22 protein-coding genes and 1 tRNA gene are annotated in these 22215 nt (G+C 59.9%); 3 read left to right on the top strand and 20 right to left on the bottom strand.

The genetic code is table 11. The annotated features are described in order from the left end of the window. Positions 1 to 32 precede the first annotated feature (32 nt). The 5 genes from pcrA to K6T64_RS08460 all read right to left on the bottom strand — a co-directional run bounded on the left by pcrA (position 33) and on the right by K6T64_RS08460 (position 4762). Positions 33 to 2300 (bottom strand): DNA helicase PcrA, encoded by a 2268-nt coding sequence (gene pcrA / locus K6T64_RS08440; protein WP_288009592.1) that lies wholly within the window; start codon positions 2298 to 2300, stop codon positions 33 to 35. Positions 2301 to 2519: 219 nt separating this feature from the next. After that, positions 2520 to 3173: a hypothetical protein gene (locus K6T64_RS08445; RefSeq protein WP_288009593.1), complete on the bottom strand. Its 654-nt coding sequence runs from the start codon at positions 3171 to 3173 to the stop codon at positions 2520 to 2522. Between the two features lie 117 nt (positions 3174 to 3290). Then, positions 3291 to 3581 carry a YerC/YecD family TrpR-related protein gene (locus K6T64_RS08450; protein WP_100668673.1) on the bottom strand — a complete coding sequence of 97 codons (291 nt, stop codon included), beginning with the start codon at positions 3579 to 3581 and terminating at the stop codon, positions 3291 to 3293. Positions 3582 to 3701: 120 nt separating this feature from the next. After that, positions 3702 to 4478, bottom strand: coding sequence for an enoyl-CoA hydratase/isomerase family protein (locus K6T64_RS08455; protein WP_288009594.1), 777 nt, complete (start codon positions 4476 to 4478; stop codon positions 3702 to 3704). Positions 4479 to 4549: 71 nt separating this feature from the next. After that, positions 4550 to 4762 (bottom strand): helix-turn-helix domain-containing protein, encoded by a 213-nt coding sequence (locus tag K6T64_RS08460; RefSeq protein ID WP_100668675.1) that lies wholly within the window; start codon positions 4760 to 4762, stop codon positions 4550 to 4552. 154 nt (positions 4763 to 4916) lie between these two features. Here K6T64_RS08460 and K6T64_RS08465 point away from each other — a divergent pair, with 154 nt between their 5' ends. Continuing rightward, positions 4917 to 5345 carry a helix-turn-helix domain-containing protein gene (locus tag K6T64_RS08465; protein WP_100668676.1) on the top strand — a complete coding sequence of 143 codons (429 nt, stop codon included), beginning with the start codon at positions 4917 to 4919 and terminating at the stop codon, positions 5343 to 5345. Between the two features lie 76 nt (positions 5346 to 5421). On the opposite strand, the gene K6T64_RS08470 is transcribed toward K6T64_RS08465, so the two are convergent. The 14 genes from K6T64_RS08470 to K6T64_RS08535 form a co-directional block, all read right to left on the bottom strand. Then, positions 5422 to 5498: transfer RNA gene (locus tag K6T64_RS08470), tRNA-Ile, on the bottom strand. 67 nt (positions 5499 to 5565) lie between these two features. After that, positions 5566 to 6715, bottom strand: a protein-coding gene (prfB, locus tag K6T64_RS08475) for a peptide chain release factor 2 (protein ID WP_288009596.1) whose coding sequence is annotated in 2 segments (ribosomal slippage) — positions 5566 to 6636 and positions 6638 to 6715 — 1149 coding nt in all. Because the reading frame shifts where the segments join, the coding sequence is not laid out codon by codon here. Between the two features lie 10 nt (positions 6716 to 6725). After that, positions 6726 to 9287: a preprotein translocase subunit SecA gene (gene secA, locus K6T64_RS08480; RefSeq protein ID WP_288009598.1), complete on the bottom strand. Its 2562-nt coding sequence runs from the start codon at positions 9285 to 9287 to the stop codon at positions 6726 to 6728. Positions 9288 to 9533: 246 nt separating this feature from the next. After that, positions 9534 to 10076: a ribosome hibernation-promoting factor, HPF/YfiA family gene (gene hpf / locus K6T64_RS08485; protein ID WP_288009599.1), complete on the bottom strand. Its 543-nt coding sequence runs from the start codon at positions 10074 to 10076 to the stop codon at positions 9534 to 9536. Between the two features lie 184 nt (positions 10077 to 10260). Beyond that, positions 10261 to 10464, bottom strand: coding sequence for a cold shock domain-containing protein (locus tag K6T64_RS08490; protein WP_013076740.1), 204 nt, complete (start codon positions 10462 to 10464; stop codon positions 10261 to 10263). Between the two features lie 169 nt (positions 10465 to 10633). Then, entirely contained in the window at positions 10634 to 11356 is a 723-nt protein-coding gene (locus K6T64_RS08495) for an amino acid ABC transporter ATP-binding protein (RefSeq protein ID WP_100668680.1), read from the bottom strand. Beyond that, on the bottom strand, positions 11353 to 12021 hold the full coding sequence (locus tag K6T64_RS08500; protein WP_100668681.1) for an amino acid ABC transporter permease: 669 nt from the start codon (positions 12019 to 12021) through the stop codon (positions 11353 to 11355). Before K6T64_RS08500 ends, K6T64_RS08495 begins: the two co-directional genes overlap by 4 nt. Before the next feature lie 141 nt (positions 12022 to 12162). Next, a complete protein-coding gene (locus tag K6T64_RS08505; protein ID WP_100668682.1) occupies positions 12163 to 12990 on the bottom strand; it encodes a basic amino acid ABC transporter substrate-binding protein in 828 nt (275 codons plus the stop codon). A gap of 218 nt (positions 12991 to 13208) precedes the next feature. Continuing rightward, on the bottom strand, positions 13209 to 14210 hold the full coding sequence (locus tag K6T64_RS08510) for a 5-oxoprolinase subunit C family protein (RefSeq protein ID WP_100668683.1): 1002 nt from the start codon (positions 14208 to 14210) through the stop codon (positions 13209 to 13211). Beyond that, positions 14207 to 14902: a 5-oxoprolinase subunit PxpB gene (gene pxpB / locus K6T64_RS08515; RefSeq protein WP_100668684.1), complete on the bottom strand. Its 696-nt coding sequence runs from the start codon at positions 14900 to 14902 to the stop codon at positions 14207 to 14209. Before pxpB ends, K6T64_RS08510 begins: the two co-directional genes overlap by 4 nt. A gap of 359 nt (positions 14903 to 15261) precedes the next feature. Continuing rightward, complete coding sequence (locus K6T64_RS08520) at positions 15262 to 15693, bottom strand: hypothetical protein (RefSeq protein WP_288009605.1); 432 nt, start codon at positions 15691 to 15693, stop codon at positions 15262 to 15264. Positions 15694 to 15706: 13 nt separating this feature from the next. Next, positions 15707 to 16117, bottom strand: a complete 411-nt coding sequence (gene fliS / locus K6T64_RS08525) for a flagellar export chaperone FliS (RefSeq protein ID WP_100668687.1) — start codon at positions 16115 to 16117, stop codon at positions 15707 to 15709. Between the two features lie 58 nt (positions 16118 to 16175). After that, positions 16176 to 18065, bottom strand: coding sequence for a flagellar filament capping protein FliD (fliD, locus tag K6T64_RS08530; protein WP_288009606.1), 1890 nt, complete (start codon positions 18063 to 18065; stop codon positions 16176 to 16178). A gap of 11 nt (positions 18066 to 18076) precedes the next feature. Beyond that, entirely contained in the window at positions 18077 to 18469 is a 393-nt protein-coding gene (locus K6T64_RS08535; RefSeq protein WP_100668689.1) for a flagellar protein FlaG, read from the bottom strand. 309 nt (positions 18470 to 18778) lie between these two features. Here K6T64_RS08535 and K6T64_RS08540 point away from each other — a divergent pair, with 309 nt between their 5' ends. Next, the gene (locus K6T64_RS08540) at positions 18779 to 19687 is read left to right on the top strand and encodes a DMT family transporter (protein ID WP_288009607.1); all 909 of its coding nucleotides are present in this window, start codon (positions 18779 to 18781) and stop codon (positions 19685 to 19687) included. Between the two features lie 50 nt (positions 19688 to 19737). Here the strand turns inward: K6T64_RS08540 and K6T64_RS08545 are convergent, their stop codons facing one another. Then, a complete protein-coding gene (locus tag K6T64_RS08545; RefSeq protein ID WP_288009609.1) occupies positions 19738 to 20628 on the bottom strand; it encodes a LysR family transcriptional regulator in 891 nt (296 codons plus the stop codon). 149 nt (positions 20629 to 20777) lie between these two features. Between K6T64_RS08545 and K6T64_RS08550 the strand changes: the two genes are divergently transcribed. Then, positions 20778 to 22031, top strand: a complete 1254-nt coding sequence (locus K6T64_RS08550) for an MFS transporter (RefSeq protein WP_288009611.1) — start codon at positions 20778 to 20780, stop codon at positions 22029 to 22031. Positions 22032 to 22215 lie beyond the last annotated feature (184 nt).

The raw sequence follows: 22215 nt of genomic DNA on the forward strand, positions 1-22215 counted from the left end.
ATACCCCCTGTGAGTGGCCCTACCATTCCAAGCTATTGGTCAATCTTTCGGATCGGGGCGAATCGCACCAGAAGCTTTCGCCGGCCGATGGGGGGCGCGAAAGCAACCACCAATTCTGTGTCCTCGCCGACCCCGTCCTTTTTTTCAACCCGGCCTTCGCCCCATTTGCGGTGCATCACCCGGTCTCCCACTTCCCAGCTCTCCGCCGGATCGGCGCCAAACCCCGAAGGCACTTGCAAATGTCCCCCTTCGGACTTCCCGGCGCCTCGACCCGGGCCAACGCCTGCACCCTTGCCTGCAGCCGGCGCCGGATCCGCGGCCCGATCGCGCAAACTTCGCCGGGGTGCGCTCCACTGAAGGAGCGCTTCGGGAATCTCCTCCAGAAAACGGGAGGGCGGGTTGGCCTGCCAGCGGCCGTACAAATTCCGCTGCTGGGCCCGGGTGATGAGCAGGCGGTCCATCGCCCGGGTGATGCCCACATAGCAGAGCCTCCGCTCCTCCTCCATTTGATCGGGATCGTCCAACACCCGGGAATGGGGGAAAATCCCCTCTTCCATCCCCACCAGAAACACCACCGGAAACTCGAGCCCCTTTGCGCTGTGAAGGGTCATGAGCACCACGCCGTCTTCCGTCTCGGCCATATCCAGATCGCTCACCAAAGCCACATCGGCCAAGAATGCCTCCAGCCCGCCTTCGGCCGCCGTATCCTGGCGACGGTCAAACTCCTGGGTGACGGAGAGAAACTCCTCCAGGTTCTCCAGCCGACTCTGGGCCTCCAGGGTGTCCTCTCGGATCAGCGCCTCCCGATACCCCGTCCGGTTCAGGACCTCCTGCACCAATTCCGTCACGGACAAGAATGGCATCATCGCCCGCAAAGCCGCCGTCAGATCCACAAACTGCCGGATCCCCGACGCCGCCCGGGCGGAAACCTCCAACTCGTCGACCCTCTCCAGAGCCTCGTAAAGCGACAGATTCCTCCGGGCCGCGAAAGCCGCCGCTTTCGCCAGCGTCCCTTCCCCGATTCCCCGCTTCGGGACATTGACGACCCGCTCGGTGCTGAAATCGTCCCGGGGGTTGACCAGTATCCGAAGGTAGGCCAAAAGATCCTTGATCTCCTTGCGCTCATAGAATTTTACCCCGCCCACCATGACATACGGGATGGACGCTTTCATCATCATCTCTTCCAACACCCGGGACTGGGCGTTCGTACGGTACAGTACCGCCACATCCCCGTATCTTCCGCCTTGCTCCACATGATTGCGGATCTCTTCGACGACAAAATAGGCTTCCCCCTGCTCGTCCATCGCCTCGTGGACGATCACCGGTTCCCCTTGGGGCCTGTCCGACCAGAGCCGTTTTTCCTTACGCTGGCGATTGTGGGCGATCACAGCGTTGGCCGCCGCCAAAATCCGGCCGGTGGAACGGTAATTCTGCTCTAATTTGATGACCTTGGCATCGGGATAATCGGCTTCAAAATCCAAAATGTTTCTCACATCGGCGCCCCGCCAACCGTAAATCGCCTGGTCCGAATCTCCCACCACGCAGAGATTCCGCCGACGCTGGGCCAAGCGTTTCACCAGTTCGTACTGGGCGTGGTTGGTGTCTTGGTACTCGTCCACATGGAGGTAGACAAACCTCCGCTGTTGATCTTCCAAACTCTCCGGGAACGCATCCCAGAGCTCCACTGTCTTCATGAGCAAATCGTCAAAATCCAGGGCGTTGTTCGCCCGGAGTTTCTCTTGGTAGCGCTCATACACCTGGGCGACAACTTCCTGAAAAAAGTCCCTGGCCCGCTCCGCCGCTTGGGAAGGAGTGATCAACTCGTTTTTGAGGGCGCTGATCGCCCCGGCCATCCGCCGGGGATCGAACTTTTTCGTGTCCAGATTCATCTCCCCGAGAACCTGCTTCACCGCCGTGGTCTGATCCGACGCGTCCAGAATACTGAAGGATCTTGTAAAGCCCAGGGGTTCAATGTGCCGCCGCAACACCCGGACACAGTAGCTGTGAAAAGTGGAGACCCAGATCTCCTCGGCCTCCGGCCCCACCAACCGGCCGATCCTCTCTCGCATCTCCCGGGCCGCTTTGTTCGTAAAAGTAATGGCCAAAATTCCCCAAGGCGGTGCTTTCCTGGTGGCCACCAAATACGCCACCCGGTGGGTCAACACCCGGGTTTTTCCGCTCCCCGCTCCCGCCAGAATGAGCAAGGGGCCTTCGGTCTGGCGAACCGCCTCCCGCTGGGCATCATTGAGCCCGGCCAGAAGCGCCTCGGCCCGGAGGGCCTCCTCTCCCGCCATTGCCATGCTCTCCCCGCCTTTCCCGCACGCCGGGTGCGGTGAGGCCACCGCTTGCCGACTGCATATGCCGCCCTTTATTATAGCAGGTTTCGTCCCGTCGTCCCAAAAGAGAATACCCAGGGGCCCAGCCCTTCACCCGTCCTGGCGTGAAAATGCCCGCCTGTCACCAGGCGGGCACCGCCGCTACTCTGAGCCGGTTTCTTCAACGGTTATCCCAGGTTAATCCTAAGACTCGACCTTCGTCTCTTGATCGTCCTCCGGCGCATCATCCATGGCCAGCAGCGCCGCGCTCTCGCCCAGAGCCGCTTTCGCCGTAGCCCTGGCCGCGTCTTGATCGGTAGAAGCCACGGCTCGATCGGCCGCTTTGGGCGTCTCCCCTTCGGTCCAGGCCGTCTCCCGGGCGTCCGCTTTCATCTCCGCCGCGCCCAAAGCGCGATTCGCGGCAGTTGCTCGCGTCCCGTCCGTCTCACCTTGGGTTTTCTGGTGGATCCCCGCCGGGCCGGGTGCAGGGGGAAACTCTCTTTCCTTGAGGTCGACCACCTGGGCCGGCTTGTTCCTAACCTGGGTTTCGCCTTTCGCTTTAAACTCCCTCACCGCCACCGGAGAGCGCCCCGAAGTGGAGGTTCCCCGAAAAACGGAGTCGTTCGGCGACTGAGCATCTCCGGACCGTCTTGAATCGGCGGTCGAGTGATCCGAATCCTCGCGATGATCCTCGTCATCAAGACCCAGCCACTGGCTGAACTCCGTGTCCAACGCCGAGCGGTCTTTCCACCGCGCCTCTGACCGCCCGCGATCTTCGTCCCGGGGGTTGACAAAGAAATACCCCAAGGCGATGGCTACGGCAATGACGACCAAAGTCCAGAAAATGGCGTACGCCATTGGGCTTCCCTCCTTTCAAGCCTATTCTGCGGCCAGAAAGGAGCGTCCATACCTGGACCTTTTAACAGGTTGCGGCACTCAGGGGAATCTCCGGGGGCGCCGTGCACCCGCGCCCGGCTATCGGCCGAGGCGGCTTAAAGCCAGCTCGAATCCATCCGTCCCATTGTTCAGGCATCGTTTCACCCGGCTGATGGTGGCAGTGCTGGCTCCGGTGAGCGCTTCTATGCGGCTGTACGTCAAACCCTCCCGAAGCATTCGGGCCACCTCGAGGCGTTGGGCCATCGCCTGCACTTCCCCCACGGTGCAGAGATCATCGAAGAAACGATAGCATTCTTCTAACGATCGCAACTGCAGAATGGCCTCGAACAATTGGTCCACCGTCTGGTCCCGGAATCGATCCAGCTGCATCCACCGCGCCCCCCATTCGCTCATCCCCGAGTGCATCATGAGCTTCGAGCTTCCGATGCATGTTTATCTCTATTGTAACGCATCACCGCGCCAAAGTAATCGAGAAAATCGCCCCTCGGATCAGCGCCCCTGAAACCGGGCTTTCCGCTTTTCCAAAAACGCCTGCACCCCTTCGGTAAAATCCGCGCTTCCGGCCGCCCAGCCTTGGTACGTCGCCTCCCGGTCCAGAGCCTCAGCCAAACTTCCGGCGGCACCTTCATAAATCATCCGCTTGGTCAGGGCCATGGCATAGGTCGGACCTTCCGCCAGTTGCTGAGCCCAGGCCAACGACGCTTCTTCGAGTTGCTCCCGAGGTACCACTCGATTGACCAATCCCGCCTGAAGCGCCTTCTCGGCATCCAGGGATTCCCCCGTCAGCGCCAATTCCATCGCCCGGGACACCCCGATCAGTTTCGGCAAAAAATATGACGCCCCGGAGTCCGGCACCAATCCGATTCGAATAAAAGCCGAGACAAACCGGGCATCTTCCGAAGCGATCCTCAGATCCGCCGCCAGGGCCAAACTCAGGCCCGCCCCCGCCGCCACACCCCCCACCGCAGCCAGGATCGGCTTGGGCAGTTGTTGCATCTTCAAAATCAAAGGGTTAAAATCCCGCCGAACATGCATGTCGATCTGACCCAGCATCCCCGGATCCACCGACTTGAGGTCCAGCCCCGCACAAAATCCCTTCCCGGCCCCGGTGAGCAGCACCGCCCGAACTCCACGGTCCTGTTCGGCCCTGATGAGGGCCTCCCTCAATGCGGTGAGCACCCCGTCCGTCAGAGCATTGAGCACTTCCGGCCGGTTCAAGGTAATGACCGCCACCCCTTGATCGACCTCGTATCGCACATCGTTCATCCCACACCTCTCCTTTCGCCTGCAATCCCAGTATATCGCCGGCGAAGCAAGGGGACAACCAACCGGTCGGTTTACGGCTCATCCTGGATCAAAGTCGCCAAATCCACCTCCAGCGCCCGGGCAATCTTGATCAGTTTCGCCAAACGGCTGCCCCGGGTTCCCGCCTCCACCGCATAGATATAGCTTTGAGAGACTCCGGCTTTTTCCGCCAGTTCCCGCACAGTCATTCCCCGCTCACGGCGCAGTTCCCGCAGGCGTTCCCCCATCGTCGGTTTTTCCGCCATCGCGCACCCCTCCCCATCGCGATCTGAGATTTTCACGATTGAAGAAATCCGGGGAACAAAGAAAGCCCGCCCGAGAATACGGGCTTTGGTTTACACAAGTGTAGAGAGCCGTTATACTGAAATGGAAAAGATTCGCCATAAAGGATGATTTTCGATGAGCAACGCCTTCGGCGTAAAATTAAAGCAACTCCGCACGGAGCGGGGCTGGACCCTGGAACAGCTTTCGGCCCGCTCGGGCTTGTCAATCAGCCATATCTCCTCCCTGGAACGCGGAACCCGAATGAAGCCTTCCTTTCAGGTGGCGGTACGGCTGGCCCGGGCCTTGGAAGTCCCCCTGGCCACCTTTCTGGAAGACGCCGGTGAAGAGGAAGTCGACCCACTGGAACACCTGCCGCCGGAGATCAGGGAGTTCGTCACCCGGGAGGACGCCACCCCTTATCTGTACCTCGCCAAGCGCCTACAAGAAGCCCGTGTGTCTCTCCAAGAGATGGAGCAATGGCTGCGCGATGAGCGTTCCTCCCCCGAGAGCTCTACATCGGGAACTTCAGGTGACAAGCCTCGCCGCAATCCCACCCAGACCTGATTCCTCCAGGGGAATTTCACGATTGTGCAATTCCCCGCCAGAAAAAAAGGCGCACAAGCGCCTTTAGCTACCCTCGTGGTGGGCCCACCAGGACTCGAACCTGGGACCATCCGGTTATGAGCCGGCGGCTCTGACCAACTGAGCTATGGGCCCGCGATTTTCGCGCCTATCGATATCATAACAGAGGAATCCACCACCGGGCAAGAAGGAAACCGGCCCCTCACTGGGCAGCCGGTTTCGCCTCGGCATCCCGATCCAACTGGGCGGCCGCCTGCTGACGCAGCCAGACATCGATAAAAGCATCGATATCCCCGTCCATAACGGCCTGGACATTCCCCGTCTCGACCCCGGTGCGATGATCTTTAACCATGGAATAGGGGTGAAACACGTAGGAACGAATCTGGCTCCCCCAAGCGATCTCCTTTTGCTCGCCCCGGAGGGCGGCGATCTGCTCCTCCTGCTCCCGGCGGCGTCGTTCGTACAGCCGGGCGGCCAGGATCTTCATCGCCGTGGCGCGGTTCTTGATCTGGGACCGCTCGGACTGGCAGGTCACGACGATACCCGTGGGAATATGGGTGATGCGCACCGCCGAATCGGTGGTGTTCACGTGCTGTCCACCCGCTCCGCTGGATCGGTACGTGTCGATTTTCAGATCCTCCGGGCGGATATCCACATCCACATTCTCATCAAGCTCCGGCAGGACATCCACCGAAGCAAAGCTGGTGTGGCGGCGCCCCGAGGCGTCGAAAGGGGAAATTCGCACCAGCCGGTGCACGCCCCGCTCGGCTTTGAGGTACCCGTAGGCATTGTGACCCTTGATCAACAAGGTCACGCTTTTCACCCCGGCCTCCTCCCCCGGAAGATAATCCAAGGTTTCCACCTTGTATCCCCGGGATTCCGCCCATCGAGTGTACATCCGCAGGAGCATGGCCGTCCAGTCCTGGGACTCGGTACCGCCGGCCCCGGGGTGGAGTTCCACAATGGCATTGTTGCGGTCATAGGGACCGCTGAGCATCAGTTCCAGTTCGAATTGACCCAGTTGGGAATGCACCTGGTTAATCCCGGCCTCGATCTCCCCGAGGACGCTCTCGTCCCCTTCCTCGTGACCGAGCTCCCACAAAACCTCCAGATCCTCCACCCGACTGCGCAGGCCCTCCACCCGCTCCACGACATCTTTCAAGCGGTTGACCTCGGCGATCACCTTTTGGGCGCCTTCCTGGTCATCCCAAAAATCGGCCGCCGCCATGCGCTGTTCGAGACCGGCGATCTGTTTCTTTTTCCCGGCGAGGTCAAAGAGACCTCCCGATTTCGTCGATCCGCTCCACCAGATCGTGGAGCGCCTGACGGAGTTCACCAAAGGTTTGCGCCATCCTCAACACCTCACGCACCATGACATTTTTTATACTTTTTCCCGCTTCCGCAGGGGCAAAGATCATTGCGGCCCACCTGGTCCTTGTTGACCACCGGCTTTTTCGCTTTTTCCTCGCCGGACGCCGGCTCTCCGGGATTCACCTGTTGTGCCGTGCCCGTCGGCTCACTGGGACCTACCGCTTCGCCCTGCACCACGACTTGCTGCTGGACGACTTCGGGCTGAGCCACGGCGATGTACGCTTTGAAAATAAAGGTGGCCACTTCTTCCCGGATGCTGTGGATCATCTCCTCAAACATCTGGAAGCCCTCGAACTTGTACTCCACCAACGGATCCCGCTGGCCGTACGCCCGCAGGTGAATGCCCTGGCGCAGATGGTCCATGGCATCGATGTGATCCATCCATTTGCTGTCCACCGCCCGCAGCAGGACGACCTTTTCAAAATCCCGCATCATCGGGCCAAGCTGCTGTTCCCGCATGTCGTACTGCCGATTGACCGCTTCCATCAGCAGGTCGTGCAACTCATCCCGGCCTTTATCGGCTAGCCCTTCGAGCTCTATGGCCCCGGGCAGCAGAAAAGTCCGCTCGGCGTATTCCAGCAGCCCTTTGAGATCCCACTCCTCGGGGATCGCATCCTGGGGGGCATAGGTATCGAGCATCCAGTCGATCAGATCTTCCACCATGCCGACGACGACTTCCCGCAGATTATCCCGTTCGAGGATCTCCCGGCGCTGCTTGTACATGATCTCCCGCTGCTGATTCATCACGTCGTCGTACTTCAGCACGTGCTTCCGCAAATCGAAGTTATTGCCCTCGACCTTTTTCTGGGCGCTTTCAATAGCCCGGGTGACCAACCGGCTTTCGATCGGCTGATCTTCCTCCAGCCCCAGTCGGTCCATGACCGCCATGGTGTTCTCCGATCCGAACAGGCGCATCAAATCGTCTTCCAGCGACAGATAAAACTGGGATGACCCCGGATCCCCCTGTCGGCCCGCCCGGCCTCGGAGCTGGTTGTCGATCCGTCGGCTTTCATGCCGCTCGGTACCAATGATATGCAAACCGCCGAGTTCCGCCACCCCGTCTTCCAAGATGATGTCCGTGCCCCGACCGGCCATGTTGGTGGCGATGGTCACCGCCCCCCGGTGGCCGGCCTTGGCCACGATCTCCGCCTCGCGCTCGTGATGCTTGGCATTGAGCACTTGATGGCGAATGCCGCGCTTTTTGAGCATCTCCGACAACCGCTCGGATTTCTCGATGGAAGTCGTCCCCACCAGCACCGGCTGCCCAGTGGCGTGGCGCCGGACGATCTCCTCCACCACCGCCCGGAACTTGGCCTCTTCCGTCTTGTACACGACGTCCGGCAGGTCCGTGCGGATCATCGGTTTGTTCGTCGGGATGACCACGACGTCCATCCCGTAAATGCTGCGCAACTCTTCTTCCTCGGTCTTCGCGGTACCCGTCATCCCGGCCAGCTTCTTGTACATCCGGAAGTAATTCTGAAGCGTGATCGTGGCCAGGGTTTTGCTCTCGTTCTGAATCCGCACCCCTTCTTTGGCCTCGATTGCCTGGTGCAATCCTTCGGAGTACCGGCGGCCGTACATCAGGCGGCCCGTAAACTCGTCCACGATGATGACTTCGCCATTTTGAACCACGTAGTCCCGGTCCAATTTGAACAAACCGTGCGCTTTCAAAGCCTGGGTGATGTGGTGATGAATCAGGACGTTGGCGTGGTCATAGAGATTTTGGATATTGAAAAACCGCTCGGCCTTCTGAACCCCTTGCTCGGTCAACGTGACGGACTTGGCTTTTTCGTCCACCGTGTAGTCCTCTCCGGGTTTCATGTTCGCCACGAGCAAATTCGCCCGCACGTACAGATCGGTGGATTTTTCCGCCGGTCCGGAGATAATCAGCGGCGTGCGGGCCTCGTCGATGAGGATGCTGTCCACCTCGTCGACGATGGCGTAATGAAGAGGCCGCTGAACCATCTGCTCTTTTTGGAGCACCATGTTGTCCCGGAGGTAATCGAAGCCGAACTCATTGTTGGTTCCGTAGGTGATGTCCGCCCGGTACGCTTCCTGCTTCTGCCCATGGGTCATGCCCGGAATATTCAGGCCCACCGTCAGACCGAGAAAGCGATGAATCTGACCCATCCACTCCGAGTCGCGCCGGGCGAGATAATCGTTCACCGTCACCACGTGAACCCCTTGTCCGGCCAGAGCGTTCAAATACGAAGGGAGGGTCGCCACCAAGGTTTTACCTTCACCGGTTTTCATCTCTGCGACCCGGCCTTGGTGAAGGACGATCCCACCCAGGAGCTGAACGTCAAAATGTCTCATACCCAACGTCCGGCGGGCAGCCTCCCGCACCACCGCAAAAGCCTCGGGCAATAGGTCGTCCAGGTCTTCGCCGTTTGCGTGCCGTTCTTTAAACTCCGTCGTCTTGGCCTGCAGCTGTTCATCCGAAAGCCCTTGAACCTCGGGCTCAAGGGCGTTAATCTGCTCCACAATCGGCTGCAGCCGTTTCACTTCTCGCTCATTCGAACCGCCGACAATCCTCTTGAGGAGTCCCAGCAAACCGGACCACTCCTTTCTCCTCTCATCCTCCGCCCGCCGAGCGCCCCGCCGCCGGGGTCCGCATCGGCGGCCGGCCCTTGTCGGCCGACATCATCTCAGACAGTTATTGTAGCACCTTTTGTCAGCAGAAGCCAGTCCGGGGTACATCCAGAATCTAGAAAGAAGCAAAAGTAGCGGCACGAGAAAAGCGGGCTCCGGCCATCGCCAGACCCCGCTCGGTCCCCTTTTAAGGTCGCAACCCCGGCCTCAAAACGCCGGCTCAATCAACCCGTAGTTTCCGTCTTTGCGCCGGTATACCACGTTCACTTCGTCCGTGTCCGCATTGGCGAAGACGAAAAAGTCGTGCCCCAACAGATCCATCTGGAGAATGGCTTCTTCCACCGGCATGGGCTTGACCGGGAACCGCTTCACCCGGACCACTTCCCCGGCGATCTCCCGCCGGCTCTCCTCGGCCGGCTCCACCTCCGCCGTCAGCGTCCGGATCCCCGCCTGCCGGAACCGTTTATTGATCTTAGACTTATGGCGTTCCGCCTGTGAGACCAGTTTGTCGACGACGAGATCCAAGGAACCGTACATATCCCCAGACTCTTCTTCGGCACGGAACACGATGCCTCCCAGGGTCATCGTCACCTCCACTTTGTGAAGGCCCCGTTTCACCGATAAGGTGACGTACACATCCTGGTCGGCCGGCGCGTCGAAGTACTTCTCTAAGCGCCCCACCTTGCGTACCGCGTACTCGCGAAGGGCTTCTGTCACAGCCAAATTATCTCCGCGCACGTGGATTCTCATGGGGACACCCCTCCCTTTGGTCTCTATATGAAATATTCCCTCAGTCTGCGTAAATTCCTGCTGAATCCCCAAAGGAACAATGGGGATTTTTCGTGACAAAAGAAAAAGGGCCGGGCCACAGGCGGACACCGGCTCCCATTCCTTGCGTCGCGGATGTATCAGAGAGACAACGAACACCCCTGGGTCATAGCCCCATCGGCACCACGTTGGCCGCCTGAGGACCCCGAGCCCCTTGAACGATGTCGAATTCCACCAATTGTCCCTCGGACAGCGTGCGGAATCCCTGGGATTGAATGGCCGAATAATGAACGAACACGTCTTCCCCGTCCTCCCGGGAAATAAACCCGTACCCCTTGTCCGGGTTGAACCATTTGACTCGTCCTTGCATGGATTCCTTCCTTCCCCTCGGGTAATTGCGCGGCCACCCCCAGGCGTCCGGGGACGGCTGTGGCGCTACCCGTAGTGTACGCCAAACACATCCAAATCAATACCGCCAAGGGGCCGGTGGGCACATCCCCTTGACCCCAAGGGTGAAACCGCGGCCGGGGCGCCCTGCGTCAAAGCACCTTGCTGAGAAATGCCCGGGTTCTCTCCGACTGCGGGGCCCCGAACAACTGAGCGGGATCCCCTTCCTCCATGATGATCCCCTCGTCCATAAACAACACCCGGTCGCTCACCTCCCGGGCAAAACCCATTTCGTGAGTGACCACGATCATTGTCATGCCCTCCTTGGCCAGATCCTTCATCACGGCAAGCACCTCGCCCACCATTTCCGGGTCCAACGCGGACGTCGGCTCGTCAAACAGCATCACCTTCGGCTTCATCGCCAGGGCCCGGGCGATGGCCACCCGCTGCTGTTGCCCGCCGGATAATTGTTCCGGGTAGGCGTCCGCCTTGTCTGATAACCCAACTTTCGCCAGCAGGGCCCGGGCTTGATCCATGGCCTCCTCCCGGGGGACCTTTCTCACCTTCATCGGGGCGAGGATGATATTTTCCAGAGCCGTCATATGCGGGAAGAGGTTGAACCGCTGGAACACCATCCCCACTTCCCGGCGCACAGCATTGATGTCACACTTAGGATCGGACACCCGGATGCCGTCGATCACCACTTCCCCGGAAGTCACCGTCTCCAGGCCATTTAAACAGCGCAGAAATGTGCTCTTCCCCGAGCCGGAGGGGCCGATGACGCAGACCACCTCCTGCTCGCGGACGTCGCAGTTGACCCCTTTGAGCACTTCGAGATCCCCGAAACGCTTGTGCAGATCCCGGACGTGGATCACCCCTGCCCGTACCTCCTCTCCAGATAGGCCACCACCTGCTGCAGAACCAAGGTCAGGACCAGATACACAAAGGCCAAGGTCAAAAAGGGCTCCCAAGGCGACAGGATCCGCCCGAACATCAGGTTCATCTGGGTGGCGATCTCGCCCCCGGCGATCACCGCCAGAAGGGATGAATCCTTGAGAAGGGCGATGGCTTCATTCCCGAGAGGCGGCAGCATGCGGCGAAACGCTTGGGGCAGAATCACGTACCGCATCGCCTGGCCCATCCGCAGCCCCAAAGACCGGGCCGCCTCCATCTGCCCCCGGTCGATAGACTGGATCCCCGCCCGAAAAATCTCCGCCACATAGGCCGCGGAATTCAGCAATAACGCGATGGTGCCCGAGATCTGCGCGTCCAGAGCCCGCCCGCCGTTAAACTGCGGGATCACGGCAAAATGCAACAGAAGGATTTGCACAAAAAGGGGCGTGCCCCGGAAAAATGTGATATACGCCAAGGCGGGCCACCGCCACCACCAGCCCCGCCCCAGCCGCATCAAGCCGAGAATCAGACCGAGCAACGTGCCGGCCAGGACAGCGATCACCGTGACCTCGATGGTCACCAGAGTACCTTGGAGAATTAAAGGCCAATAGTCCCGAATGACTTCCCAGCGAAAATGAACCCCCACCGGGTTCCCTCCTCGTTTGCGCGATCACAGCCGGTCCCCCGACCCGCCTTCCCGAGCGCGATACCCCCACACACGAAATGGGCACGGAACCGCACCGAGGTTCCATGCCCACCGCCGGCCCCCTCGAACCCGAGCCGCGCTTTATTCCGCCGGGGGAGCCGATCCGAAATATTTTTTGTAAATGGTATCATAGGTGCCATCGCTCTTCACTTTGGCGAGGCCCTCATTGATCTTCTCCAAGAGTGCCGTGTTCCCTTTCTTAACGGCGATGCCGTAGTATTCCTTAGGGAACTTGGGATCGGTGTAATGCTCGAATCCTTTGGAGGAATTCTGACGGATATAGTCGAGCACCACCCCGTTATCGGCCACCACCGCATCGACCGCTTTGTTTCTCAGATCCTCCAAGGCAAGGGGCGTCGTGTCATAACGCTTGATATTCGGGTCTGTCTTGCCCAGAAAATCTGTGACAATCTCATCCCCGGTGGTCCCGATCTGGACCCCCACTTTCTTGCCCTTCAGATCTTGAAGGGTCCGGATCGGCGAACCCGGCGGCACGACGATCATCTGTTGCGCCTGAAAATACGGATTGGAAAAGTCCATGGACTGTTTGCGCTCATCGGTAATTGTGATAGCAGAAATCAAAATATCCCGTTGGCCAATGGACAGGGCCTGAAAGATGCCCTTCCACGGGGTGTTTTCAAACTTCACCTGAAAACCCGCCGCCTTCGCCACCGCATTCAGTAAGTCGATGTCGAATCCTTCAATCTGATTGGTCTGGGGATTCACCGACTCAAAGGGCGCATAAGCCGCGTCGGTGCCCACCACATAAACTTGACTGTTATTGTTGGTCCCCCCGCCCGTCGATGACGCCCCGGAAGGTGCGCTGGACGAAGCGCCGCACCCCGCCAGGGCTACCCCCAGTGCCAAAGCGGCGACCCCGGCCCAACCTTTGCGGACCCAATCTCTCACCTGTATAATCCCCCTTTGTGTGTTCTGCGGCTCCCGATCTCGCCTGCGAAAGGTTTGTCCACCCGGTCTGCAGCAAAACGGCAATGCCGCACTTCTCTGTCAATATGACTCTACCTGATCTCGGTATATTCGTCAACGTTAACATGTTACAAGAAAGGACATCCACCGTGCAAATGAAATTTTATGGTTAACCGCCGGTTTGCCGCGCCGGGCGATGCTCATATCCGGGCGTGGCACAAAGCCGCCCGCAGCCGGCCGATATCCTCTTCCCGCTTTCTCAGCAGCCTCTGGGCATCCTCCAACTCGATCCGGGTAAACCGGAGTCGCCCGCCCGGGCGGACCTGGGCCACCACCGGCAGATCCACCGTCGCCACCTGGGCGATTTTCGGATAGCCGCCCATCGTCTGATGGTCCGCCAACAGGAGAATCGGCCGGCCGTCGGGGGGCACCTGGAGGGTGCCCGTGGTGACCGCCTCGGAGATCATCTCGATGGGCCGGGCCAGCGCCAATTTTGTCCCATCCAAACGGTACCCCATGCGGTCGGACTGGGGCAGAACGACAAAATCCGCTTCAAACACCTTTCGCCGGGCTTCTTCGTCGAAAGCCTCAAACTGCGGTCCGGGCATGGCCCTGACCCGGGGATTGGGTTCGTACTTCGGCAAAAGTCGAGAATCCACCCCCCAGGGAGCCGCGACAAAGCTTTTCCCCCGGAGCCGGGATGACCACATGGCCATGACAGTCCGGGCCCATTCCCCCGGTGGCCCGAGGGGCAGATCGTCCCCCGCTTGAAGCGCCCGGCCTTTATACCCTCCGATCCCCGCCCGCAAATAGGTACTTGCGCTGCCCATCACCTGGGGAACGGCGATTCCCCCCGCCACCCCCAGGTACATCCGGCACCCCGAGGTCTCGGCGACAAAATCGAGCACAGCCCCGGGGTGCACCAGCACCGGCCGCCAAAGAGGAACCGGGATGCCATCGACCCGGGGCGCCAGGCCCGCACCGGCGACGGCGATCAAGGAGAGTTCCTCGAATCTGAGCCGCGGCCCCACCAGGGTGATCTCCAGAGCCGGAGCCCCCTCCGGATTGCCCACCAGAAGATTGGCGACCCGCAGGGAAAAACCGTCCATGGCTCCGCTCACGATGACCCCGTATTTCTGATACCCATATCTCCCGCCATCCTGGACCGTGGTCAAAAGACCGGGATTGATGACCCGAATCATCCCCTGTCATCCCCTTCGCCCAGGCGGTCGTACTCGTCGCGATCGATGGCGTAAAATCTCACCCGGTCCCCCGCCGCCAAAAGGCTGGGAGGATCGTCCTCGGGCCTGAACAACCGAAGGGGGGTCCTGCCGATCAACCGCCAGCCTCCCGGCGTCTCGATGGGATACACCCCTGTCTGCCCGCCGGCGATCCCCACCGACCCCGCGGGAATGGCAAGGCGCGGCGTCGCCAGGCGGGGAGTGGCGATTCTATCGGACATCCCGCCGAGATATGGAAACCCCGGCGCAAAGCCGATGGCATACACGATATACTCCCCGGAGGTGTGAATACGGACCACTTCCTCCGGCGTCAAATGGTTGTGAGCGGCCACATCCTCGAGGTCCGGGCCGAATTCCCCGCCGTAACACACGGGAATCTCCACCACCCGAACGCGGCGGTCCGTGGAAGCCGGGGCATCGGCCAGCCGCCGCACCAATTCGGCCTTCACTTCAGAATACGAGGCCAGGACGGGATCGTAAAAAACGGTCACCGTGGTAAAGGCGGGGACGCATTCCACCATGCCCGGGATCGGTGCGGCCTCCAAATGATCCACAAAAGCCATAATCCGGGCGTGAGTACTCGCCTCGACAGCGTCCCCGAACCGGATCAGCACCGCCGAATCTCCGACAGGGGTTACGTCCAGGTGACCCATGATCCTCCACCCCCTCTCCCTACTCGATCACCATACCATGCCCGCCCGTCATCGCCAACCGTGAGCCCAACCGGCCAACACCCACGAGTCCACAAATTTATCCACAGCCCAAGCCACCGGCCCTCGTGATAAGAGGGAGTTATCCACACTATCCACAAGGAGAAGGTGTATAAATGCACAGATAACTCCCGTTAACCACAGTCTGTCCACAAAGATATCCACATTGCCCACAAAAAAAGCCGCCACGAGGGATCGATGATCCCCGTGCGGCCCGTTTTTTTCTTTCCTGATCGGTGATCCCGGACGGCTCCCCGACACTGCGAGGTAAACCCGGCCCCTCTCGTACCCGCCTGAAACCGTTATCTTCGACGGTCGAAAAACACCCCGTCCGGTGTCGCCCCACCCAAACGGTAGGTCTTTTCGACTTTGAGCGACTGTTGCAATCCGAGCAGCATATCGCCCACCTTCCCGAGAAGATTGACGAAAGTTTGCTGCAGGCGACGGTCCTGCTCCATCACGGCTTCAAACTGATCTTTAACTCGCTCGGCCGCCTCTCGGATCTCCGGATCCGCATGGTCCAACAATGCAGCCAGGCGGAGATCCTCGGGGGAGATGACATCTCGGAGTTGTTCGAACACTCCTTTCCGGGTGTCCGACAAGGTCATCACCCGTTCCACAGCATCTTCTTGACTGGCCGTTCGCAGAATGTCTTCCCCGAGTTCTGACATCCGCTTCAAAAGTTCTTGTTGGGTATGCAAGACCGCTAATAGTCCTTCTTTGTCTAAACTCATGGTCGCTTCCTCTCTATATGGAACCGAGTTGCTGGGCGCGGGCGGAAGCTTGTCGGAGCGCGAGAGCCGCGTCCGCCCACGCCTCGCGCAACTCCCGAACCTGTTCCAAGACTTCCTCCACCGGCACCGGATCCTTGGTAACGTTCGCCTCCACCAAACGACGGTGATAGTAATCGTATAAAGCCGCTAAAGAATGGGAGATCTCGTAATCCATCTTTAACGTCACGGTCAGTTCCCGCAAGATATCCTGACTCCGCAAGAGAAACGCATGGGCATCCGGACGGCGCCCCTCCTCAAGAGCCCGCTTGGCCGCTTCGAGAAACTGGATCAATCCATCGTATAACATGAGCAGCAGCCGGTCTGGCGCCGCCGTCTGCACCGCCGTATTGCGATAAGCGACTGACGCCTGGTCCCTATCGGTCATCCGAGTCACCCCTTCACTGCTTGATCCATCGCCGTCCGTTCAATGACCAGTTATCGAATTAGTGACCGGCCATCATCGATTGAAAAAATCCCGCTTGGCTGTTCAATTGCGACAAGGCCTGTTCCATGGCGGTAAACTGCTGGTAGTAATACTGACGTTTCTGGTCTAATTGCTGCTGCATCTCCGCCGCCTGGGTGTCGATCTCCCGGACCTGTTGACCGATCCAACTGTTGTCGACCAGGTCCGACGCGCTGCCCGCCTCTTGGCTGATCTGGTCGATGGCGGTATTGACCGCATTATAGAGTTTTGCGGCGATCCCGGCCCCCGGGCTGCTGGTATCCGTCACGCTCGAGGTCGGATTGGTGAACAGCCGCATCACCGCCTGGGGATCCGCCTGCACCGCCGCCCGGAGTTGATCTTCGTTCACGTGCAGTTGCCCATACTCCCACCAATCTCCCGTGGTGATGCCGATAGACGCCAAGCTGTTCAGGGTCACGGTCTGCCCGTTCACTGTGGAAGGCGCCTGTCCCTGAAGAACCGACCCGGCAATTCCCCGCAGGCTGTCGATAACATTCCCCAAAAGGGGGTCACTGGACAACATGCCACTTTTAGCCATTGTTTCCCATTTTGTAATCTGATCCTGAGTCATCTGGGACTTCTGATCGTCGGTGAGAGGCGGATAGTCGTAATTCCGTTTCTCGTGGTACAGATCGTTCATCGTCTTCATGAGGCTATTATACTTATCCACAAACCCTTCGATCGCTTTGACCACCGTATCCACATCGGTGGTGACCACCAAACTCGAAGAAACGGGGTTTCCGTTCGCGTCTTTCGCGGACACGCCTTTGAGAGTCATCGTTACACCATTGTAGACCACGGTGTTGGTGGCACTGTACGACGTATAGCCATTGACGGTGTAGATGGCATCCTTCGCCGCGTTCGCACTGACACCCTGGAACCCGCCAAAGGCATTCCCGGGATCGCTGACCACCTCCACACTGATGGGCGAGTACAACGTGGGACCCGCCGCCCCGCCGTTTACCGGCACAAGTTTAAGATGCCCGGAGCCGTCATCCTGAGCCTGTACCCCCGTCACGGCGGTCTGACCGTTAATCGCAGTCACGATGTCCGAAAGAGTCTGCCCCGCCGAGAAATTGAAGGAAACTCCATTGATGCGCAAACTCGCATCTTTTGTAAGCGTCCCGATGGCGTTCACCGAGGCCACATTCCCTGCAGGATTCAGGTGAAACAGGCCCGCAAAGAGATTGTCGTTGTCCCCGCTGACGGTAATCTTCGCCCCGCTGCCCGTGGCCGTCGTTTGAAACACCACTTTGTCCTGGACGGCATCATAAAAAGCCGTCACCCCAGTCTTGGGATCGCTGCTGATCTTGGCCAACAACGTGTTCAACGTGTCCGTGGCCGGGTCGAAGGTCACCGTCTCCCCGTTGATCGTCACTTGGTGCGGCCCCGCCCCGGGGCTCCAACCTGTAGCCGTGCTCAACTGGTTCAAGGGCGCGTTCGGATCCAATTGCGGCTGCCCCGCCGCCGTCAAGGCCGTTGCGGACGCAACGGTTACCCCCTGGGCCAACTGGCTCACCGAAACTGAATACGAAGCGGCCGGGGACGTGGCGGCCGCCGTGGCCGTCACCACCGAAGTGTCCGAGCTGGAAACCGTTTTCGCCAAAAACGTCGACTGCAGCTTCATCGAGAACAACTCATTGGTGCGAAAATCCAACAGCGCGCTGTTCACCTGACGGTAGTCGTCCTGTTTCCACTGCCACAGCTGCTTTTGTTGCATCAAGCGGTTCAGGGGGATACTTTCCGCCTGCATCATGGCTTTAACCATGCTGTCCGTGTCAATCCCGGAGGCCAAACCGGCGATGTGACTGTAGTCGATGGCATTGAATCCGCTTCCGGAGTTCGTCGACCCCGTCGCCCCGAGAATCATACCTGCACCCCCTAAATGGTCCGATCAAAGAATACGCCCAACACCGAGCGCATCTGTTCATCCATGGCAATGAGATCCCCCGGCGGAATCTGGCGGATGACCTCGCCGGTATCGTCCCGGATCACCCGAACGATGACCTGGTGCGTGTCTTGCTGCAGTTCAAACCGCAAATGGGTCCTGGCCATCTGGGCGGCCACATTCATCCGCGCCACTGAGCGCTCCACCTGCTCCGGAGATGGCTTCCTCGGGTCCCCTTGTGTTTCGTTGCCTGTCTTCGCCGGCAACACCGGTGTCGGCGCTTCCACCCGAACCACCGGCGCCGTTTGTTCTGCCGCCGCCGCGTCCACCAACTCCCGCCCCACGGGCATTCCCGTATGCAGGGGCGGCACGATGCCACCATTCATCGTCGATCCCTCCCGCTCCGGTCGTCTCCTCGTTCCCGCCCGAAGATTTCCTTATTATACGAATCGGCCGCCCCCGACCAACCATTAAGCCCAAAATCCCCACCATCCAAGAAAAAGCGTCATTTTTCCGCACGGGCGGGCGGGAAATGCCGTTTTCCCGGCGTGCCCTCCCTATGGCTACGGGCGGCCCGCCGCGCCGCCCCGGCGGGGGATCGTCAGGGGCTCGCCGATTCGATAAAATCGTTATAAAGTATAAAGGGTTGTAGATCCCAAAGGATTGTACAAAATGACGACAAAGGAGGGGTGGAGGTGACTCGAAAGCTCGCCTGGCCAGTGATCGGCTACATCGCGGTCCTGGTGTTGATATGGGGAGTGTGTTGGCCGGTCTATAAGTTCGGTTTAACCTATACGCCTCCGCTCCTTTACGCAGGAATTCGCACTCTTCTCGGCGGCGTACTGATGGCGGCTCTGGCCCTACCCCGATGGAAAGCGTTGCAATGGCGGAGGAACTGGCCGATTTACGTGATTTCTTCCTTATTAAATGTTTTCTTGTTCTTCGGAGTTCAGACTGTGGGGTTGGTGTACCTGCCCTCAGGCATGTTTTCGGTCCTTGTCTATTCCGAGCCGGTGATCGTGGGACTGTTGGCGTGGAAATGGCTGGGGGAAACCCTCACCCCCGCCAAAATGGTGGGCCTTTTTCTCGGCTTGCTCGGGGTCGCGGCCTGCAGCTTTGACCGCCTGCCCGGGTCCGCCTCGGGTCTGGGGATCCTGCTTGGACTGGCGGCAGCCATTTCTTGGGCGGTGGGCACCGTGTACCTCAAACGCGTGCAGGCCCAAGTGGATATGATGTGGCTGGTGGCTATCCAATGTTTACTCGGCGGCGCGGGGATGATGGGGGCCGGGAGCCTGTTTGAAAGCTGGTCCGCGATTCAGTGGACCTGGCCGTTTTTGGCAACAGTGGCTTTCGCCATGTTTTTCGGCGTTTCTTCGTCTTGGCTGATCTGGTTCCGCCTGGTCCAGATGGGCGAGGTCAGTCGGGTGGCCGCGCTGACTTTTCTGGTACCTGTGATCTCCGTGGTGCTGAGCGCCCTCTTCCTACATGAGACGATCAGCGGATGGCTTTTTGCAGGATTGTTGCTGATCGCCGCGAGTATCTACCTTGTTAACCACACCCCACACCCCCATCGGACCGGAGAAGCCCCTCGTCCCCTGGGGTAAGCTGGGGCAGGGGCGAGACATGGGGCAAATCTTAGGAAGACTTTCCTTGCCTAGCGCGAGCTCCCGGTCTCCTCCCGCCCGACCACAAAGCGCCGGAACCGCTCCGCCGCCGGGGACAGAGCGCGGTGCTCGATCCAGGCCATGCCGATCACCCGGCGGCACAATGGCGCATGGACCGGTAATTTTTTGATCCCCAACAACTCCAAACCGGGGAAATCAGGAACCATCGCCACACCGAGGCCGCCGGCCACCAGTCCGGCCACGGTGGCCACTTCTTCCCCTTCAAAAGCAATCCGGGGCGAGAATCCCGCCTGGGCACAAAGCTCCTCGGTGATGGTCCGCATCCCGTAGCCCCGCTTGAGAGCGATGAACGGCTCCTCCGCCACATTCCTGAGCTCGATTCTATCCCGTCCCGCCAGGGGGTGCTGCGAGGGGACGATCAAAAAAAGCTCTTCGGTCTTCAGATCCACCCAACCCACCCCCTCCCGGCGCACCGGCGGAGACAGGAAACACAGATCAATCTCCCCGGACTCCAGTTGACGAAAAACCGGTCCGGCCGCATTCTGCACCAGAACAAAGGAAACCTTCGGGAAACGGCTGCGAAAATCCCGAATCAGATCGGGAACGAGGTGCACGCCAAGGGTATGCAAAAAGCCCAGGCGCACCTCGCCTCGCTCGGGATCTGCCAGCTCCTGAATCTCCCGCCGGGCCTCGTCCATTTCCCGCATCACCCTCTCCACCCGGCGGAGAAATCGCTGCCCATAGGGAGTCAGGCGAATGCTGCGCCCTTCCCGCTCGAACAATGGCGCCCCGAGCTCCTGTTCCAGCCGGGCGATGGAACGGCTGAGGGCGGATTGGGAGACGGCGAGGCGCTCCGCCGCCCGGGTAAAATGCTGCAACCGCGCCGCCATGCGAAAATACTCCAACTGTGCCCATTCCACGGCCATCCCCACTTTCGTCGTATCTATGCATACGATGCATCAAAATGATCGAAAACGTCAATTAGACAGTATGGATTGGGCAGGAGTAGAATGAGACCATGTTGAGATGAATCCCAAGAAGAAAGTTTTGCATCCGGAGGCGCGTGCACATGCCGTATTTGGAACGGGGACAAAAAGGATTCGGGCGGGCTTTGGCCGCCCTGTTCGCCGGAGGCTTCGTCACCTTCGCCATTCTGTACTCCACCCAGCCTCTGCTCCCCGTACTGTCCGCCGATTTTCACGTCAGTCCGGCGGTCGCCAGTCTGTCGGTTTCGCTGACCACCGCGATCCTGGCGATTTTCATGCTTCTGACCTCGGCGTGGTCAGAAGATCGGGGGCGCAAATCAATCATGGTCGCCTCGGTGCTGGCCTCTTCGGTTCTCGCGATCCTCACGGCCCTCGCCCCAAGTTTCCTCTCGCTTCTGGTGCTCCGGGCGGTGGTGGGTGCAACCTTGGCGGGGCTTCCGGCCATCGCCATGGCCTACGTGAACGAAGAGTTCCACCCGGCCACCCTGGGCATCGTGATGGGGATGTACGTAAGCGGGACCAGTGTGGGCGGAATGAGCGGGCGAATCCTCGTGGGCGCCATGTCGGACCTGTGGTCTTGGCGCGGAGCCCTGGCGGGACTGGGAATCATCAGCTTGGCGGCGTCGATCCTTTTCTGGCGGGGGCTGCCGGCATCCCGGCATTTTACGCCAAAACCCGGAGCCCTTCGGCGGCTGGCGCCGTCTTTGGCGGCCAAATTGCGCGATCCGGGGCTTTTGACCTTATATGGACTGGGCTTTGTGCTCATGGGGAGCTTCGTGACGCTGTATAACTACCTGGGCTATGAGCTGATGGGACCGCCGTACCACCTGAGCCAGACCTGGGTGGGGCTGATTTTCCTCGTGTATCTCTCCGGGACTTTCAGTTCCACCTGGATGGGACGATTGGCGGATAAGCACGGACGGGTCAAAATCCTCTGGGTGGGGCTCGGACTCAGCATCGCCGGGGCCCTGTTGACCCTCGCTCAGCCTTTGGGAGTGAAAATTGCCGCCACCGCCCTGTTCACATCGGGATTTTTCGGGAGCCACGCCATTGCCAGTGCCTGGGTGGGCAAGCGCGCAAAAACGGAAAAAGCCGAGGCCTCGTCCTTGTATCTGCTATTTTATTATGCCGGTTCGAGCCTGGCCGGCGTGACCGGCGGGTTTCTCTGGACTCGCTTCGGATGGCCTGGGGTGATCGGGCTGATCGTGGGGCTGCTCGGGGTGGGGCTGTTGTTGGCCGGAGGACTGCAGCATTTGGAAAGACTGACCATCGCGGCAGCACAGGGGCCTCAAGGGTCGGCAGGAGGGCAGCCGATGGGCGCGCACCACGGACGATAGGTCAGCGGGCACAAACCGCACGGTGGCAATGGGGGGCGGGTTATGTCCACCCTCCTCCCCCACCATTTCCGTGGTGATCGGGAGGGGCGGATTGCATTCCTCCCCGAGCGCCCACGCGATCGCTTGCTCCTCGCCGGTCGTGTGCCAACCACAACATGAACAGCCCCACAGCGCCGGGCCCGTG

The sequence above is a fragment of the Kyrpidia sp. genome (assembly GCF_023512215.1).
In the GTDB taxonomy this organism is placed as follows: domain Bacteria; phylum Bacillota; class Bacilli; order Kyrpidiales; family Kyrpidiaceae; genus Kyrpidia; species Kyrpidia spormannii.

Excerpts from the sequence above, each read along its gene's own strand:
- K6T64_RS08465 (WP_100668676.1), top strand. The coding sequence starts at position 4,917 with ATGAGCAACGCCTTCGGCGTAAAATTAAAGCAACTCCGCACGGAGCGG.
- K6T64_RS08535 (WP_100668689.1), bottom strand. The coding sequence starts at position 18,469 with ATGAATGGTGGCATCGTGCCGCCCCTGCATACGGGAATGCCCGTGGGG.
- K6T64_RS08510 (WP_100668683.1), bottom strand. The coding sequence starts at position 14,210 with ATGATTCGGGTCATCAATCCCGGTCTTTTGACCACGGTCCAGGATGGC.
- hpf (WP_288009599.1), bottom strand. The coding sequence starts at position 10,076 with ATGAGAATCCACGTGCGCGGAGATAATTTGGCTGTGACAGAAGCCCTT.
- fliD (WP_288009606.1), bottom strand. The coding sequence starts at position 18,065 with ATGATTCTCGGGGCGACGGGGTCGACGAACTCCGGAAGCGGATTCAAT.
- K6T64_RS08455 (WP_288009594.1), bottom strand. The coding sequence starts at position 4,478 with ATGAACGATGTGCGATACGAGGTCGATCAAGGGGTGGCGGTCATTACC.
- pcrA (WP_288009592.1), bottom strand. The coding sequence starts at position 2,300 with ATGGCAATGGCGGGAGAGGAGGCCCTCCGGGCCGAGGCGCTTCTGGCC.
- K6T64_RS08550 (WP_288009611.1), top strand. The coding sequence starts at position 20,778 with ATGCCGTATTTGGAACGGGGACAAAAAGGATTCGGGCGGGCTTTGGCC.
- pxpB (WP_100668684.1), bottom strand. The coding sequence starts at position 14,902 with ATGGGTCACCTGGACGTAACCCCTGTCGGAGATTCGGCGGTGCTGATC.
- fliS (WP_100668687.1), bottom strand. The coding sequence starts at position 16,117 with ATGACCGATAGGGACCAGGCGTCAGTCGCTTATCGCAATACGGCGGTG.
- K6T64_RS08520 (WP_288009605.1), bottom strand. The coding sequence starts at position 15,693 with ATGAGTTTAGACAAAGAAGGACTATTAGCGGTCTTGCATACCCAACAA.
- K6T64_RS08450 (WP_100668673.1), bottom strand. The coding sequence starts at position 3,581 with ATGCAGCTGGATCGATTCCGGGACCAGACGGTGGACCAATTGTTCGAG.
- K6T64_RS08445 (WP_288009593.1), bottom strand. The coding sequence starts at position 3,173 with ATGGCGTACGCCATTTTCTGGACTTTGGTCGTCATTGCCGTAGCCATC.
- K6T64_RS08490 (WP_013076740.1), bottom strand. The coding sequence starts at position 10,464 with ATGCAAGGACGAGTCAAATGGTTCAACCCGGACAAGGGGTACGGGTTT.
- K6T64_RS08460 (WP_100668675.1), bottom strand. The coding sequence starts at position 4,762 with ATGGCGGAAAAACCGACGATGGGGGAACGCCTGCGGGAACTGCGCCGT.